General features: G+C 41.2%; 11 protein-coding genes. 9 read left to right on the forward strand and 2 right to left on the reverse strand.

The genetic code is table 11. The features are described from left to right. Positions 1–191: 191 nt before the first annotated feature. From cdaA to glmM, 3 genes are read left to right on the forward strand one after another with little or no spacing between them, the layout of a single operon-like run. The gene (gene cdaA / locus K8O68_RS16145) at positions 192–1,010 is read left to right on the forward strand and encodes a diadenylate cyclase CdaA (protein ID WP_230897831.1); all 819 of its coding nucleotides are present in this window, start codon (positions 192–194) and stop codon (positions 1,008–1,010) included. Continuing rightward, positions 1,003–2,526 carry a CdaR family protein gene (locus K8O68_RS16150; protein WP_230897832.1) on the forward strand — a complete coding sequence of 508 codons (1,524 nt, stop codon included), beginning with the start codon at positions 1,003–1,005 and terminating at the stop codon, positions 2,524–2,526. Before cdaA ends, K8O68_RS16150 begins: the two co-directional genes overlap by 8 nt. A gap of 60 nt (positions 2,527–2,586) precedes the next feature. Then, the gene (glmM, locus tag K8O68_RS16155) at positions 2,587–3,948 is read left to right on the forward strand and encodes a phosphoglucosamine mutase (protein WP_230897833.1); all 1,362 of its coding nucleotides are present in this window, start codon (positions 2,587–2,589) and stop codon (positions 3,946–3,948) included. A 56-nt stretch (positions 3,949–4,004) separates the two neighbouring features. Here glmM and K8O68_RS16160 read toward each other — a convergent pair whose 3' ends face one another. Both K8O68_RS16160 and K8O68_RS16165 read right to left on the reverse strand, forming a co-directional pair. Continuing rightward, positions 4,005–4,916 carry an ROK family protein gene (locus K8O68_RS16160; protein WP_230897834.1) on the reverse strand — a complete coding sequence of 304 codons (912 nt, stop codon included), beginning with the start codon at positions 4,914–4,916 and terminating at the stop codon, positions 4,005–4,007. Between the two features lie 3 nt (positions 4,917–4,919). Further along, positions 4,920–6,374, reverse strand: coding sequence for a glycoside hydrolase family 1 protein (locus K8O68_RS16165; RefSeq protein ID WP_230897835.1), 1,455 nt, complete (start codon positions 6,372–6,374; stop codon positions 4,920–4,922). 331 nt (positions 6,375–6,705) lie between these two features. Here K8O68_RS16165 and K8O68_RS16170 point away from each other — a divergent pair, with 331 nt between their 5' ends. From K8O68_RS16170 to K8O68_RS16195, 6 genes are all read left to right on the forward strand, one after another. Continuing rightward, positions 6,706–7,743, forward strand: coding sequence for a LacI family DNA-binding transcriptional regulator (locus K8O68_RS16170; RefSeq protein ID WP_483314043.1), 1,038 nt, complete (start codon positions 6,706–6,708; stop codon positions 7,741–7,743). Between the two features lie 35 nt (positions 7,744–7,778). Next, positions 7,779–8,399 (forward strand): YesL family protein, encoded by a 621-nt coding sequence (locus K8O68_RS16175; RefSeq protein WP_230897837.1) that lies wholly within the window; start codon positions 7,779–7,781, stop codon positions 8,397–8,399. Positions 8,400–8,677: 278 nt separating this feature from the next. After that, the gene (locus K8O68_RS16180; RefSeq protein WP_230897838.1) at positions 8,678–10,036 is read left to right on the forward strand and encodes an ABC transporter substrate-binding protein; all 1,359 of its coding nucleotides are present in this window, start codon (positions 8,678–8,680) and stop codon (positions 10,034–10,036) included. A 392-nt stretch (positions 10,037–10,428) separates the two neighbouring features. Beyond that, entirely contained in the window at positions 10,429–11,304 is an 876-nt protein-coding gene (locus tag K8O68_RS16185; RefSeq protein WP_230898049.1) for a carbohydrate ABC transporter permease, read from the forward strand. After that, positions 11,304–12,143, forward strand: a complete 840-nt coding sequence (locus K8O68_RS16190) for a carbohydrate ABC transporter permease (RefSeq protein WP_093052482.1) — start codon at positions 11,304–11,306, stop codon at positions 12,141–12,143. The genes K8O68_RS16185 and K8O68_RS16190 overlap by 1 nt, the downstream gene beginning before the upstream one ends. Before the next feature lie 352 nt (positions 12,144–12,495). Then, complete coding sequence (locus K8O68_RS16195) at positions 12,496–15,642, forward strand: hypothetical protein (protein ID WP_230897839.1); 3,147 nt, start codon at positions 12,496–12,498, stop codon at positions 15,640–15,642. The last annotated feature ends 131 nt before the right edge of the window (positions 15,643–15,773 follow it).

Raw genomic sequence — 15,773 nt, forward strand, 5'->3', positions numbered from 1 at the left:
ACAAACCCGCTTTAAGTTAAAAATGAGAGGTATATCCTTAGAGGAATTGGGGGTGACCCCATTTTTATGGTTCGTGAGACTCTTTATGGAAAAAACAAGCCCCGTAAAGAATGGAAAGACTTTAAAATATGTTATAATAAACGAGTTAGTTACATGTTTGATAAGAATAGGAACTTTTTGGAGGAACGAACATGTTTGCAGATATATCGATACTGAGAGTATTGGCCATAATTGTCGACGTTTTCCTTGTGGCATTTGTTATATATAAGTTAATTATGGTGATCCGGGGAACGAGGGCTGTTCAGCTCGTTAAAGGAATTACCGTTATTCTGACTGTATGGTTTTTAAGCGGCTATCTCGGCCTTCATACCTTGCAGTGGATTATGCAGCAGGCGGTTACTTACGGTTTACTGGCAATTATTATTATTTTCCAGCCTGAATTAAGACGGGCATTGGAACAACTGGGGCGGGGACGTCTCTTCCAATCCAGTACAATTGCAGATGAAGAGGAAGTAAGACAATCGATTGACCATATTATTAAAGCAGCTAACTATATGGGAAAAAGGCGGATTGGAGCACTTATTTCACTTGAGAGAGAAACAGGAATGAACGATTATATTGAAACTGGTATTACTATGAATGCAAAATTAACATCAGAGCTTTTAATAAATGTCTTTATACCTAATACACCGCTTCATGACGGGGCGGTTATCCTTAAACACAATCAGATAATGGCCGCGGGCTGCTATTTACCTCTATCTGAGAATCCTTTTATTTCAAAGGAACTTGGAACTCGCCACAGAGCAGCATTAGGGGTCAGTGAAGTCACAGATGCTATTACAATTGCTGTGTCTGAAGAAACAGGGGGCATTTCAGTGACAAAAAACGGGGAACTTCATCGAAGCTTAGATGAGGAGGCTCTAAGAAAATTATTAGAAAACGAACTGTTAAAACAAGATACTAACGGTTCGTCTTCCCGTTGGCAGTGGGGAGGGAAAAAGAATGGATAAACTGTTTAATAAAAGCTGGTTTATTAAACTGACGTCACTGGTCATTGCGGTTATGCTTTTTCTGATGGTAAACATGGATAATACGGCTAACCAGCCAGGGGGCATTCCAGGTATTACAGACGGCTCCCGCATATTGGAAGAAGTCGACTTAAATGTCTATTATGATGAAGACAGATATGTGCTGACGGAAGCCCCTGAAACCGTACAGGTTACTTTAAGGGGGCCTCAAAATATATTAACACTTGCCCAAGTCACTCAGCCGCAGCAGGAAGTATTTGTAGACCTTGAAGGCAAAGAGGCAGGAGTACACTATGAAAGGGTCCAGCACCGTGGATTTCCAACTGATTTGAACTTATCAATTGTGCCTATGACAGTAAGGGTAACTATTCAGGAGAAGCAAACGGCGTCATTTCCTGTGGATGTAGAACTCGTAAATGAAGGGGAGATGGAAGAAGGATACGTAGCAGGCACTCCGGAAGCCGCCCCTTCGACTGTAGAAGTGACAGCAGCTCAAGGGATAATTGATCAGGTTGCTTCAGCAAGAGCCATAGTTGACATGAGCGGCAGAGATACTTCTTTTGAAGAGGCAGTTCCTGTTACTTTTTATGACCAGAACGGTAATGAAATGGAGTTAACTGGTGATCCGGCAGCTGTGGAAGTCAGTGTGCCTGTCACCAGCCCTAATAAATCAGTTCCTCTCAGAATAGGCAGAAATGGCGACTTGCCTGATGGTATGGCTATTGATTCTATTTCAATGAATCCGGAAAGAGTGACGATTTACGGGCCTGTAGATGTTATAAATAATATTTCCTTTATTGACCTTCCTAACTTGGAAGTAGGAGACCTGTCTGGTGGCTCTTCTTATGAACTCGATGTCCCTGTCCCTGATGGAGTTGAAAGAGTGGATCCGGAGACAGTAACAATTGAAGTAGAAACGGCTGATGAGGAGTCCAGAGAATTTTCGGACTTTGGAATACAGGTTGAAGGATTGGGCGGCGGCCAGACAATTCAATTTCTAGAGCCGGAGGACGGTCAATTCGATTTAGTTGTAAACGGGAGCCAAGGGGTTCTTGGACGGTTGGAAAGGCAGGATTTAAGAGCTGAAATTAATGTTAATGGGCTGGCGGCAGGAGAACACGAAGCAGAACTTGAAATCACCGGCCCGCAGAACCTTCGTTTTCCACAGCAAGGTATGACAGTTAATTTCATAATTTCAGAGAATAATAGCAGTTCAGGCGGTTCATCAGTTCAAGAGACTGAAACCGGTGAGAACGCAGGACCTGAAGAAAACAATGGGAACTTAGATGATAACGAAAATAGTGATAATGTTACGCCTAATACCAATATAGAAACTGAAGAAGACGGCGAAACCAATGAAATTAACGACAATGAACAGATTGAAGAGACTGAAACTGATGAGGAAAATGAAACGGATGGGAACAATGACACTGAGGAAACAGAACTGTTTAATATAGAAGAAGAGGAAGAAGAAGGCGATAATCAAAATACATCCTGACGTGTGCGAACAGTAATGTCCGATAATTTTGAAATAAGAACATTTTAAGGAGCGATATGAATGGGTAAATTTTTTGGAACAGATGGTGTGAGAGGAGTAGCTAACAAGGAATTAACTCCAGAGCTGGCATTTAAGCTGGGGAGGTTCGGAGGCTACGTTTTAACTAAAGAAACAGAAAAGCCGAAGATTCTGATTGGCCGCGACACTCGCCTTTCTGGTCATATGCTTGAAGGCGCTCTTGTGGCCGGATTACTGTCTATTGGCGCTGAGGTCATGCGTTTAGGAGTAATATCCACTCCCGGGGTGGCGTACTTAACTAAAGCGTTAAGCGCTGATGCCGGAGTTATGATTTCCGCATCCCACAACCCGGTGGAGGACAATGGGATTAAGTTTTTCGGGTCTGACGGGTTTAAGCTGCTTGACAGGCAGGAAGAAGAAATTGAGAAACTGCTCGAACAGGAAAATGATATGGAGGATGACCTGCCGCGCCCTGTAGGTGGAGACGTCGGTGTGGTTAATGATTATTTTGAAGGCGGGCAAAAGTATCTTCAATATTTAAAACAGACCATTACTGAAGATTTCTCCGGGTTGCATATTGCCCTTGACTGTGCTCACGGAGCGGCTTCCCCGTTAGCAAATCATTTATTTGCAGACCTTGAAGCTGACCATATATCCTGCATCGGCTCATCACCGAACGGAACAAATATTAATGACGGTGTAGGTTCGACTCATCCTGAAACACTTGTCTCTCTTGTGAAGGAAAAAGGGGCAGACATAGGGCTTGCCTTTGATGGAGATGCTGACCGTCTCATTGCTGTTGATGAAAACGGAGAAATTGTAGATGGCGATCAGATTATGTACATATGCTCAAAGTATATGAAAGAAAAAGGTCTCTTAAAACATAACACAGCAGTCACTACCGTTATGAGCAACCTTGGTTTTTATAAAGCATTGGAGAAAGAAGGCATTGAAACAAAGCAGACAGCTGTTGGTGATCGCTATGTGATGGAAGAAATGCGAAATGGCGGCTTTAACTTGGGAGGGGAACAATCCGGACATATTATTTTCCTGGATTACACGACCACAGGCGACGGCCTTCTCACTGCCCTTCAGCTTGTCCAGATCGTTAAAGCGACCGGCCGGCCGTTATCTGAGTTGGCTGGAGAACTGACAAAATATCCCCAAAAGCTGGTGAACGTTAAAGTAGCTGATAAAAATGCTCTTCATAAAAGCAGTGTGATAGCGGACGAAATTAATGTGGTAGAAAGTGAAATGCGGGGAGAGGGACGTATTCTCGTGCGCCCATCAGGTACGGAGCCGCTTGTAAGAGTTATGGCGGAAGCCCCGACAAAAGAGCTGTGCGATAAATATGTCGACAGAATGGTTGGTGTAATTAAACGGGAACTTGGCTCCCTGGAGTAGAACAAAGAAAGAAGAAAGCAGCACCTGGTAAAAAAACCGGTGCTGCTTGTTTATATTTAGGAAGTAACAGTTTCTGTATTATTGTATTTCGTTTTATGAAAAGCCAATGCGCCTACAAGCCCGGCATCATTTCTGAAATGGCAGGCGTCTATTTCTATATGAAAAACACGGTCAATATAAGTTAAGTGTTTTTCCAACTCTTTAATAAAAGTAGGCCGGCTCGTAATTCCTCCGCCTATAAGCACTTTCTCGGGATTTAAAACAGACGTAATGTTATAAATGCCAAGGGCCAATGATTCATAAAACTTTTCAACTATTGTTACAGCGACGGGGTCTTTTTCATCGTACGCCTGGAATACCTGTTCGCCGGTTACCTCATTAAATGGAAGGGAATAGTATTCAGCATACTTTTTTCTTACTCCTCTCATAGAAGCAAGTGTGCTTAAGCTGTCTTCTTCAGGAGAAACCCCGTGAAGCCCCTGTGTAATCATAAAACCAAATTCCCCTCCGCGAAAGGAGTGGCCGCGGTAAATCTGATTATTTAGAAACAAAGCACCGCCGATTCCCGTTCCAACTGTTAAACAAATGAAATCCGCGAGGTTCTTCCCGTTACCCAGCCAATTTTCTGCAAAGGCTACGCAGTTCACATCGTTTTCTATGGACACTGGTATATTGAACTCGCTTTGAAGAAGAGTTTGAAGGTTTAAGTTATCAAATTCTTTAATCGCTCCTCCTTTTTCAATAAAACCTGTAGAAGGATTGATGAATCCGGGAGCAGAGATTGCGATACCTTCAATCTTTAATTGGAACTCTTCTATTTTCCCTCTGATTTTATGCAGTATTGTAGCGCCATCTGAACTGTCCGATGAGAAGTGGTCTTTTTCCAAAATACTGCCGTTATGGTCGAGAAGACCCCACTTAACATGAGTGCCACCGATATCAAATGATAAATAATATCTTTTTTTCAATGGTTATTCACCTTCCCTTGGACGAAGGTCCGCACCGTTGGATTCAATAATGTTTTTATACCAGTAAAAGCTTTTCTTCTTTAGCCTGCGTAACTCTTTGGCATCTTCTTCATCGCGGTCTATATATACAAAACCATAGCGTTTCTGATAACCATTCAGCCAGCTTAATAAATCGGTAAATGACCACGTGCAGTAACCAATGATATCAACGCCGTCGGTCATAGCTTTCTGGATTTCAACTAAATGGTGGTTGATATAATCGATTCTGTAGTCATCATGAATTTCATCGTTTTCTTCCAGTTTGTCAAATTCACCTAAGCCATTTTCAGATATGAGGATTGGCAGGTTATAACGGTTTTTGATTCGCCGCATCCCGATTCTTAAACCGACAGGATCAATTTCCCAGTCCCAGTTAGTTGTTTCAAGGTTAGGGTTGCGTATTGTTTTAAACATACCCGGCACCCCGGATTCAGAGGAAGTGCCTTTTTTGCCGGATGTGTTCATTTTTCCTTCACCAACACCATCGAGTGGATTCTTTTCCACTGTTGTAGTCTGGTAGTAATTGATTCCCATGAAGTCCGGCTTTCCTTCTTTCAATAATTCCATATCGCCGTCTTCAATAACTGGGGCGATGCCTTCTTTTTGAAGATAATCCAATGTGGTTTCAGGGTACGTTCCCCACGCATAAACGTCCATGTACCAGTGATTATTCATTTCTTCAGCGTTCTCTGCCGCTAGAATATTTTCAGGGTCACTGTCAATTGGATAAACAGGGCCATAAGCAAAACTTGGTCCTGCATGCCCATCAGGTACTAACTTTCTAAATGACTGGACAGCTTTAGCATTGGCCAAAAATGCGTTATGGTTAGCCTGGTGCATCCTTTTTGTATCTTTCACTCCTGGTGGGTGCATGCCTGATTTGTAACCCAACCCGATAAAGATGTTTTGTTCATTTAAGGTCACCCAATACTTCACTCTGTCTCCGTACCGTTTAAACAGAGTAATACAATAGTTATTAAAGTCATCGATGATCTGTCTGGACTCCCATCCTCCGTATTCATCCATTAAAGCCTGTGGAAGGTCCCAATGGTAAACAGTAATGACCGGTTCAATATTTTTTTCAAGCAGAAGATCGATAAGCCGGTCATAGAACTTCAGGCCTTCCTCGTTAATATCGCCTTTGCCTTGAGGGTAAATACGGGACCACGCAATTGAAAAGCGGTAAGCTTTGAGGCCCATCTCAGCCATCAGGTTTACATCTTCTTCATAGCGATGGTAATGGTCTACAGCAATATCCCCATTGGTGTTTTTGTAAGTGGTTCCTTCTTTTTTAGTGTAAATATCCCACACAGAAGGCCCCTTGCCATCTTTATTCCATGCTCCTTCAATTTGATACGCAGCTGAGGCCGATCCCCAAAGAAAGTTTTTAGGAAATGGCTGAATGTGTTTGTGAAACATTATAATCCTCCCCTGAAAGAATAATAGTTCTTAACATGATCAGTTAAAAAAGCCGTTTACAAGTAACCAGTAAACATGTAATATATAATTAACGAAAACGGTTTCGTAAAAAGTATAATTCAATGTTCCTGTTTTGTCAAAGTATAAATTTCGATTTATCGAAACTGAAAAGAGCAACATTTTAAAATAAAGCGCTTTAATATAAATCGGTTTCGTCATCCTTGCCACTGTTGTTCTTTTTACCGACTTTGTTGTTTGAACCGCGTTGCATTGGTATGATAAAGGTACTGCAGCAGAACGGAATTAATTACTAAAATATAACTTTGTACGTTTGAGGAGAGCGCTTAATATGAAAATGACCATAAAGGAAATTGCTAAGCTGGCAGGGGTTTCCCAGGCGACAGTTTCTAAAATTATAAATAACTACGAAGATGTAGGGGCAAAAACTAAAAAAAGAGTATTGGAAATTATGGAGGAGCACGGATACCGGCCTTCTTATTCAGCACAATCATTAGCGAAAAAGGTAACGAAAGTTATTGGGGTTATTTATGCAGGGAAAATAAATGCTAATTTTAATCATCCGTTTTTCGTAGACGTGGTTAGCTCATTTAAGAAAACAATGGGGGCTGAAGGCTATGACTTATTGTTTTTCTCTAACGAAAAGTTTCATAAAGCCGACGAAAATTATTTAGCCCGATGCCAGCATTATAATGTGGATGGATGCATTATCATCGGAGGGGATCAAGTGGAGCCTTCCGTATATGATCTTGATCAAAGTGATATTCCTTGTATAGGTGTCGATATTCAGCTTGAAGGGAAAACCTCCGGCTACATTATGACAGATAACGAAAAAGTTTCTTCTTTAGCAGTGGAACATTTTTATTTGATGGATCAAAGAGAAATTGGATTCATAGGCGGGAAGGCGGACTCTCTGGTTTCTGAACAAAGGCTTGATGGCTTTAAAAAAATTATGAAAACATATGGGCTTTCAATAAACGAAAACTGGATAAAGTTCGGAGACTTCTTTGAAGACAGCGGTTACCAGGTAATGAGAGAAATGCTTATGGAGAATGAAATTCCTAAAGCTCTATTTGCTGCTTCCGATTTAATGGCCATGGGGGCTATAAAAGCAATTAAAGACAGCGGGAAAAGCGTACATGATTTTTCAATAATCGGCTGTGATGATATTACAGCTTCCAGGCATATAGATCCTCCACTTACTACGGTAAAGCAGGACAAAGAAAAAATCGGAAAAATGGCTGCTTATATTTTAAATGATTTGATAAATAAAAACCTTCAGCATACAGCTGTAAAGATTGAACCGGAACTGATCGTTCGTGAATCATGCGGGACGGCGAAAAAAGTTTAAAGCCGTCTTTTCCTGCGAGTAAAGGAGTGTTTTTTTTGGAAAAAGGAAAAGTATATGGAGCGATAGAAACCTTTTCAGCAGCGCTTTATCGGCTCACCTTAATCAATTTTTTGTGGATTATTTTCAGTCTGGCCGGTCTGGTAATTGCAGGGATTGCTCCGGCGACTGCAGCAGCTCACGCAGCTACGCAGCGTTGGGTTAAAAATGAGGAGATAGAAGGAAAAATAGTAAAATATTTCTGGATGGATTATAAAAAATACTTTGTAAAATCAAATATGGTTTGGGGTTTTCTCTTAATAACGGGAAGTATTCTTTATGCTGATTTTTATTTTATATTCAGGTTAGACAGCAGTTTTGCTCCTATGCTGTTAGGGCTTGGAATTTTTTTATTAGTCCTGTATCTGATAATTTTTTTCTACAGCATCCCGCTGTTAATTCATTTAAAAATGCGCGTGTGGGAATCAATAAAATATGCATTTATTTTTGGTTTTTCTTCTCCTGTTCTAACCGTCTCGGGGATCGGCAGTTTTTTTGTTATCCAATATCTGCTGTTTCAATTCCCTGTTTTATATTTATTTTTTTCGATAAGTATTTTCAGTTATATTACGATGAATGTGGTTAATACGGTATCTATTAAATTAAAATTATCAGATTAATTTTTAAAAAAGAGAAAAGAAAGCGTTGACATAAAATTAATTTGAAGATACAATAGCATTACGAAACCGATTTAGTTAAATTCAATGAGTACTCCTAAGATTAGACATATCTGCTACTTTAAGTCATTGGAATTTAACTTTTTTATTAGGTGTTCTACGAAACCGCTTTAGTGATACAGTAATTAATTAAGCATCTTTAAGTAAGCTTGGGAGGTGGACATGGAAGAGAGACACGTACCATTTTGTTCTTAAAAACTAAAATTTTAGGGGGATTTTTAATGAAAAAGTATGGATTAATGGCGGCACTTCTAGCTTTAACAGTTGCGGCTGCAGGTTGTGGAGATAACAATACTAACGATACTGCTGGTAATACTAATGATAATGCTAATGCTAATGATAATGACGCAGCTCTGGCAGACAATGAAGATGTTAACGAAGAAGATATCACCAGCCTGGGAGATGAGGATGCTGATGTTGAGTTATCTTTCTGGTTATTTGGCGCAACAGGCTACCCGGAACTGGCTGAAGAATATATTGAAGAGAATCCAAATGTCAGCATTACTTTCCAGGAAATTGAGATGGGAGACCATCATAACAACCTTTTCACTGCCTTATCAGCAGGAAGCGGGGCACCGGATTTAGCAGCAATTGAAGTTTCTGAACTTGATTCATATAAGAGTGCAGAAGATCGTTTCGTTAACTTATATGATTTTGGAGCAGAAGACATTAAAGACGACTACTTAGATTGGGTATGGGAAAATGGCGAAAGCGTAGAAGGCGATTTCTTATTCGGACTTCCGACAGACATTGGCCCTACAGTCATGTTCTACCGTACCGATGTATTTGAAGAAGCGGGTCTTCCTTCTGAACCTGAAGAAGTGGAAGAACTGATCAGTACTTGGGATGAGTACAGAGAAGTTGCTCAAACTATCTTAGATGAAACTGGCAAACCAATGGCTGATAACCCTGAAACAGTTTTTAATGCTAAGAGAGACCAGGCACCGCAAGCCTATTTCAATGAAAACGATGAGTTGATTCTTGATGACGAACCATATGTGAGAGAGGCTTTCTTTGAAACATCTGAAATGATTGAAGATGGATATGTCGACAACTTCGGTATGTGGACGCCTGAATGGGGCGGAGGAATGGCAGACGGGGACTTTGCAACTTTATTAGCTCCAGCTTGGATGCAAGGTGTTATTAAAGGAAATGCGCCTGATGCTACTGAATGGAGAGTTGCTGCAATGCCTGAAGGCGGCGGAAACTGGGGAGGTTCTTACGTAACTATTCCTGAACAGTCTGAATTCCAGCAGGAAGCCTATGACTTTATGACATGGTTGTTAGCTCCTGAACAACAGCTTAAAGCTTTCGAAAACATGGGATTATTCCCGTCAACTCCGGAAGTCTATGACATGCCTGAGTTCCAGGACTATTCTGATGAGTATTTCGGCGGTCAAAATACAGCTGAAGTTTTCGCACAATCAGCTCTTGAAGGCGAGCATGTTCACAAAGGCCCACAATATGGGGATGTAAACTCTGAAATTCTAGCAGGTTTGGATAATGTCTTTGACGGATTTGATCCTGAAGAAGAGTGGGAAGATGTGTTAAACCGAGTAGAACAACGTACTTCACGTTAAGTTATGAGCGGGTGGGTATGGTGAACTCACTATACCCCCTTTTTTTCAAAATCACTGCATAATTGAATATTAAATTAATTAGTTGATTTAATATTCAATTATGTGATTTTTTAATAGGCAGACGTAAACGGGAACTAGATCGAATCGTTGGGGGATGGTATCTCAGGGGATACATTTTTGTAAGATTTAGCACTGTTTAGTAAATAGTTTGTCAGGCGTTACAAATATATTTCCCCTTAGAAGATTCAAACTTTTATAATAGGAGGATCATTATGGCCGAATTACAGCGGGATACCAGAAACTCAAATGATAAGCGCGATAGTATCCAAACGAATTCAAATCAGGAACCAAAAAAACCAAAGAAAAGATCGTTTTCACAACGCCAGAGAAATATGGCTTCAGGTTATATGTTTATTTCTCCTTTCTATTTGCTTTTTGCAGTATTTGGTGTGTTTCCAATCCTGTTCAGCTTTTATTTAGCATTTTTCAGATGGGATGGCCTTGGAGACATGGAATTTGTAGGGTTTAATAACTTTAACATTATTTTCAATGACCCTCTGTTTTGGAAATCATTGTACAACACCATTATGATTGGCCTGATGGGAACGGCACCTCAATTGTTAGCAGCTATATTGCTTGCTTTTGCCTTAAATTCAGTTTTAATAAGATTTAAAAGTGTGTTCAGGCTCGCTATATTTTTACCGTATGTAACATCTATTGTAGCTGTAGCTATTGTGTTCAGTGTTATTTTCAGCAACCAGGACTCAGGTTTAGTCAATACTGTTTTAGGTGTGTTTGGAATTGACCCTATTACTTGGACAAGGTCTGAATGGGGGACCAAGGCAGCTATCGCCACCATGATCTTCTGGAGATGGGTAGGATATAACACTATCATCTATTTAGCGGGCATGCAGAGTATTCCTAATGATTTATATGAAGCTGCCAAAATAGACGGTGCCACTCTCAGACAGCAAATTTGGCATATTACTATACCGATGTTAAAACCATTTATCATTTTCACTGTTTTCACTGCAACAATCGGTGCGCTTCAGATTTTTGCTGAACCGCACATATTCCAGGGACGGGCAGGAAGGCCGGAAGGAATGAGTGTTGTATTATACCTTTACAGAGATGCCTTTGGAAGTAACTTCTTCGGCACGGCATCGGCAACCGCCATTGTTCTGTTCTTTATTATCATAATCTTCTCTTCTTTAAATTTATACTTTGCGAACCGGATCGGCCGTTCGAAAAAGGTTGGTGTTAAATAATGGAAACTAACAAAAAAAACGTATCAATCGCTAAATATTTTGTATATGCAGGTCTCATTTTAGTTTCCTTGGCATCATTGTTCCCTTTTTACTGGATGTTTGTTATGGCAACAAATCCGAATAGCGCCATTAACCAAACACCGCCGGCTATGATACCGGGTTCTAATATGGTTTCTAACTTTCAGCTTGTATTAGACAGTATTCCTTTCTGGGGAGCTATGTTAAATTCCTTAATCGTGTCATCGACGATCACGTTAGGTGTATTGATATTATGTTCCCTTGCAGGTTTTGCTTTTGCAAAATTGGATTTTCCAGGCAGGACAATATTGTTCGTCTTTATTCTTGGAACAATGATGATTCCGCCTCAATTAGGTTTGATTCCAACTTATTTCATCATTACAGAGTTGGGCTGGCTGAGTGATTTAAGAGCGGTAATTGTACCGGGTTTAATGAACGCTTTCGGGATATTCTGGATGAGGCAGTATATAGCCAGTGCTGTCCCGGATGAAATTATCGAAGCGGCCAGAATTGATGGCTGCAGCAATTTCCGGATTTACTGGAACATCATTATCCCGACAGTTCTGCCGGCTTTTGCTACACTGGGCATCATCGTCTTTATGGCTATATGGGGTGACTACTTATGGCCGTTGGTTGTGCTCCAGGATCAGTCCATGCATACAATTCAAGTAGCGTTACGCTCATTAATGGATGACAGAGTCCGTGACTACGGCATGATTTTATCAGGTACCTTCTGGGCGACTGTTCCATTAGTTGTTATATTCTTACTGTTTAACAAGCTGTTTATTAAGAGTATTACTGACGGAGCGGTTAAAAGCTAAGTTTGTGTTTGTGATATACCCCCTTTTTTATAAAACAGGTAGTTTACTCAGCTGCCTGTTTTTGTTTTAGAAAAAGGTTCTGTTAATATTGTAATTTCAAAAATACGAGACGCCTGCGGGAAAAGCAAGAGCTAATTCATTTGCGACGAGCACACGGAGTGGCGCAGAAGCAGAAGATCCACCGGGGTGAATTCCCCCGGTTAGCTGAAGCCTTGCCCGCGGCACATCTTTTTCATGCGACGAGCAAGCTGAGCGGCGCAGGAGCAAGCGAGTTATTTTGAAAAACAACGAGCACCTTTAACGGATCCTAGAATCAGCATTAACATGACAAAAATTATTTACGGAGGCAGTTATGTATCAGTTAAAAGAAGATCACTCATTTGAAATTAACCATTATCAGAAGCAGCCCCCATTTTCCAGCTTTCTTCCTGGAATTGCTGGTGAAACAGGGATACCGATGTGGGTGTTTTATGTAAATAGAGGCCAAGGGATTGCAAGTTTCGGCATTCAGGACAAAAACCATGCCATGATGGAATTTATGCCGGCAGATAAATCTTATCAGATGGTTCATCTGCAAGGGTTCAGAACGTTTGTTAAGATATCGGATTCAGAAGGAGAGCGGGTCATAGAGCCTTTTCAGCCTGCCGAATCTAAAAAAACAAGTGTTAAAGAAACGATGACTATTTCAGAGAATATGCTGGAACTCGAGTATGTGAATCACTCTGAAGGTTTTTCAATGAACGTCAGTTACTATACGCTGGCCCATTCGCCAGTGAGCGGGCTGATCCGGCATGTGACATTTAAAAATATTTCTGACCGTCCTAAAACGTTTGAGATTCTTGACGGTATGCCTGCATTATTACCAAGCGGAGTGGCTAACGCACCTTATAAGGAACTGGGTAATACGCTGAAAAGCTGGTTTGATGTAGTGAATCTGGACCAGAAAGTGCCATTCTACAAGCTGAGGGGCAGTATGGAGGATACGGCTGAAGTGAGCGAAGTGAATGAAGGAAACTTTTACGTCAGCTTATTCTCAACTAAAGAAGACGAGCGGGTTATAAAACCAATCGTAGACCGGGACGTTATTTTTGGAACGGATACGTCAATGCTGACACCAGTTAATTTTATAGATACTCCTTTAACAAAGCTTACTGAAACAGAGCCGCACACGACAAACAAAGTGTCCTGCGGTTTTACGCCAGTTCGGTTTGAGCTTAAAGATGGGGAAGAAGCGGCGTTATTTACAGTGATTGGGCATGGGCGAAGTCTTGAAACAGTCCAGTCTTTTGTTAACTCAAAAATATCAGTTGATTATTTTGAAAATCAGAAGAAGGATGCTCTTTTAATTACGAAAGAGCTAACGAAGCCAATTGAATCTGAGACAGGCCAGCCGCTTTTCGATGCTTACAGCCGACAGAGCTATCTTGATAACGGCCTTCGCGGCGGATTTCCTTTTGTTTTCAAAAATAAAGAAGAGAGTAAAGTCTATTACCTGTATTCAAGGAAACATGGTGATTTAGAAAGGGATTATAATTTCTTTTCTATCAGCCCTACTTTCTATTCACAAGGCAATGGAAATTACCGGGATATTAATCAGAACCGTCGGTGTGATGTGTTTTTCGAACCTCACGTGTTTGATCAGAATGTGAGACAGTTTATGAGCCTCATCCAGCTGGATGGCTATAACCCGTTAGCAGTAAAAGGCGTGCGTTTTAAGCTGGAAGAATTCGATTTTTCAGGCTATGTCCAAAATGGAAAGTCACATAAATTAACCTCTTTTTTTGAAAAAACATTTACACCTGGAGAATTAAAGCACTTTATTACAGATGAAAACATTGAGCTCAAAGTGTCATTTGACGAGTTTCTGACTACTGTGCTTCTGAAATCTGATGAACGTTATGAAGCAGAGTTTGGCGAAGGCTTTTGGGTTGACCACTGGACGTACAATCTGGATCTAGTAGACAGCTTTTTGGCTGTGTACCCGGACTATGAAGAAGACTTTTTCTTTACACGTTCGTATGCCTTCTTCCAGAGTCCTGCCATGGTTCAGCCGCGCCATCATAAGTATAAGAAGCAAGGTGACCAGTTAAGGCAGTACAGCGCTGTGGCTGAAGGAAACTTTGGTGATTCAGACTCCAATTGGGTAAAAAGCAGTTATGGCAGTGGAGAGATTTATAAAACAAACTTGTATTCAAAATTGTTTCTGCTCGGATTAGTGAAAGCTTCGACCCTGGCACCTTATGGCTTAGGCATTGAAATGGAAGCAGGTAAACCAGGATGGAATGATTCACTGAACGGATTGCCTGGTATGTTTGGTTCAAGTACATCTGAACTGATGGAACTTTACAGATTAATTGAACAGCTTGAACGTGTTCAATCAGAACAAAACGTCTATTTACCTGAAGAAGCAAGTGAATTTCTTAAAGGGTTAGTGAACCGTTTAAGCCAGTCTAAACCTGGTTCTGAAGGTGATGAATGCCGCTATTGGCATGAAGTGACAGCCTTAAGAGAAGCTTACAGGGAAAAAGTTCAAAACGGCATTTCAGGTAAAGAAGTCACTTTAACGGTGGAGGAAGTAAAGCAGGCCTTAAAGGTGATAAAAGAAAGAGTGGCTATAGGGATTGAAAGATTGAAAAACTACGGGGAACTGCCGCCTACTTATTTTTACTTTAATCCAGAAGGAGAAGGTGCTAAAGAAGGACGGTTTGATGACGTCTTATGGAAACCGGTTCCTGTCACTCCTTTTCTGGAAGGGGTAGTGAAATCACTAAAGGTATCACCGGATAAACAGGAAGCAAAGAAAATATACGACAGGGTGAAGGATTCGGCTATTTATGATCGTAAGCTGAAAATGTACAAGACTTCCATGCCAATTAAAGATGAACCAATTGAGCTGGGTCGGGCAAAAATGTTTACGCCGGGCTGGCTGGAGAATGAGTCCGTATTTTTGCACATGGAATATAAGTATTTACTGGAAGTACTGAGATCTGGTCTGGAGGAAGAATTCTATGAGGATATCCAAAGTGCGCTCATACCTTTCCTTGATCCAGCTATGTATGGCCGGAGTACACTTGAAAACTCTTCTTTTATTGCCAGTTCAGCCAACCCGAATCCGTCGTTGCACGGCCGTGGTTTTGTAGCGCGGCTAAGCGGGTCAACTATTGAATTTATGAATATGTGGATGGTCATGATGGCAGGCCAGAAACCATTTACGATGGCAGGCGGGCAACTGGCGTTTAAATTGTCTCCTGTATTAGCTGACTGGATGTTTACTGAGTCAAATGAGGTCACGTTTACACTTCTTGGGCAATGTAAAGTCACTTACACAAACCCTGAGCGTAAAAACACGTTCGGAGCTGAGGGCGCCAGCCCCCAAAGTTATGTTCTAACCTATACCACAGGTGAGCGGATTGAGCTTGGCGCTGACGACGTAACAGGAGAGTATGCAAAAGCTGTACGGGACGGCAAAGTGGAAAAAATAGCTGTCCGTTTAGGGTAATCTCCTGATAATCTGATTTATGAAGAAAGCGCTCCCCGGAAGGTTTACCGGGGAGCGTTATTCTCAACTTAGCAGTTGGGACCAGGACATGAGAGCCGGAATACATAACTTTTGTGTGGGCGAAGTGGGAT

The sequence above is a fragment of the Salipaludibacillus sp. CUR1 genome (assembly GCF_021028955.1).
Taxonomy (GTDB): Bacteria; Bacillota; Bacilli; order Bacillales; family Salisediminibacteriaceae; genus Salipaludibacillus.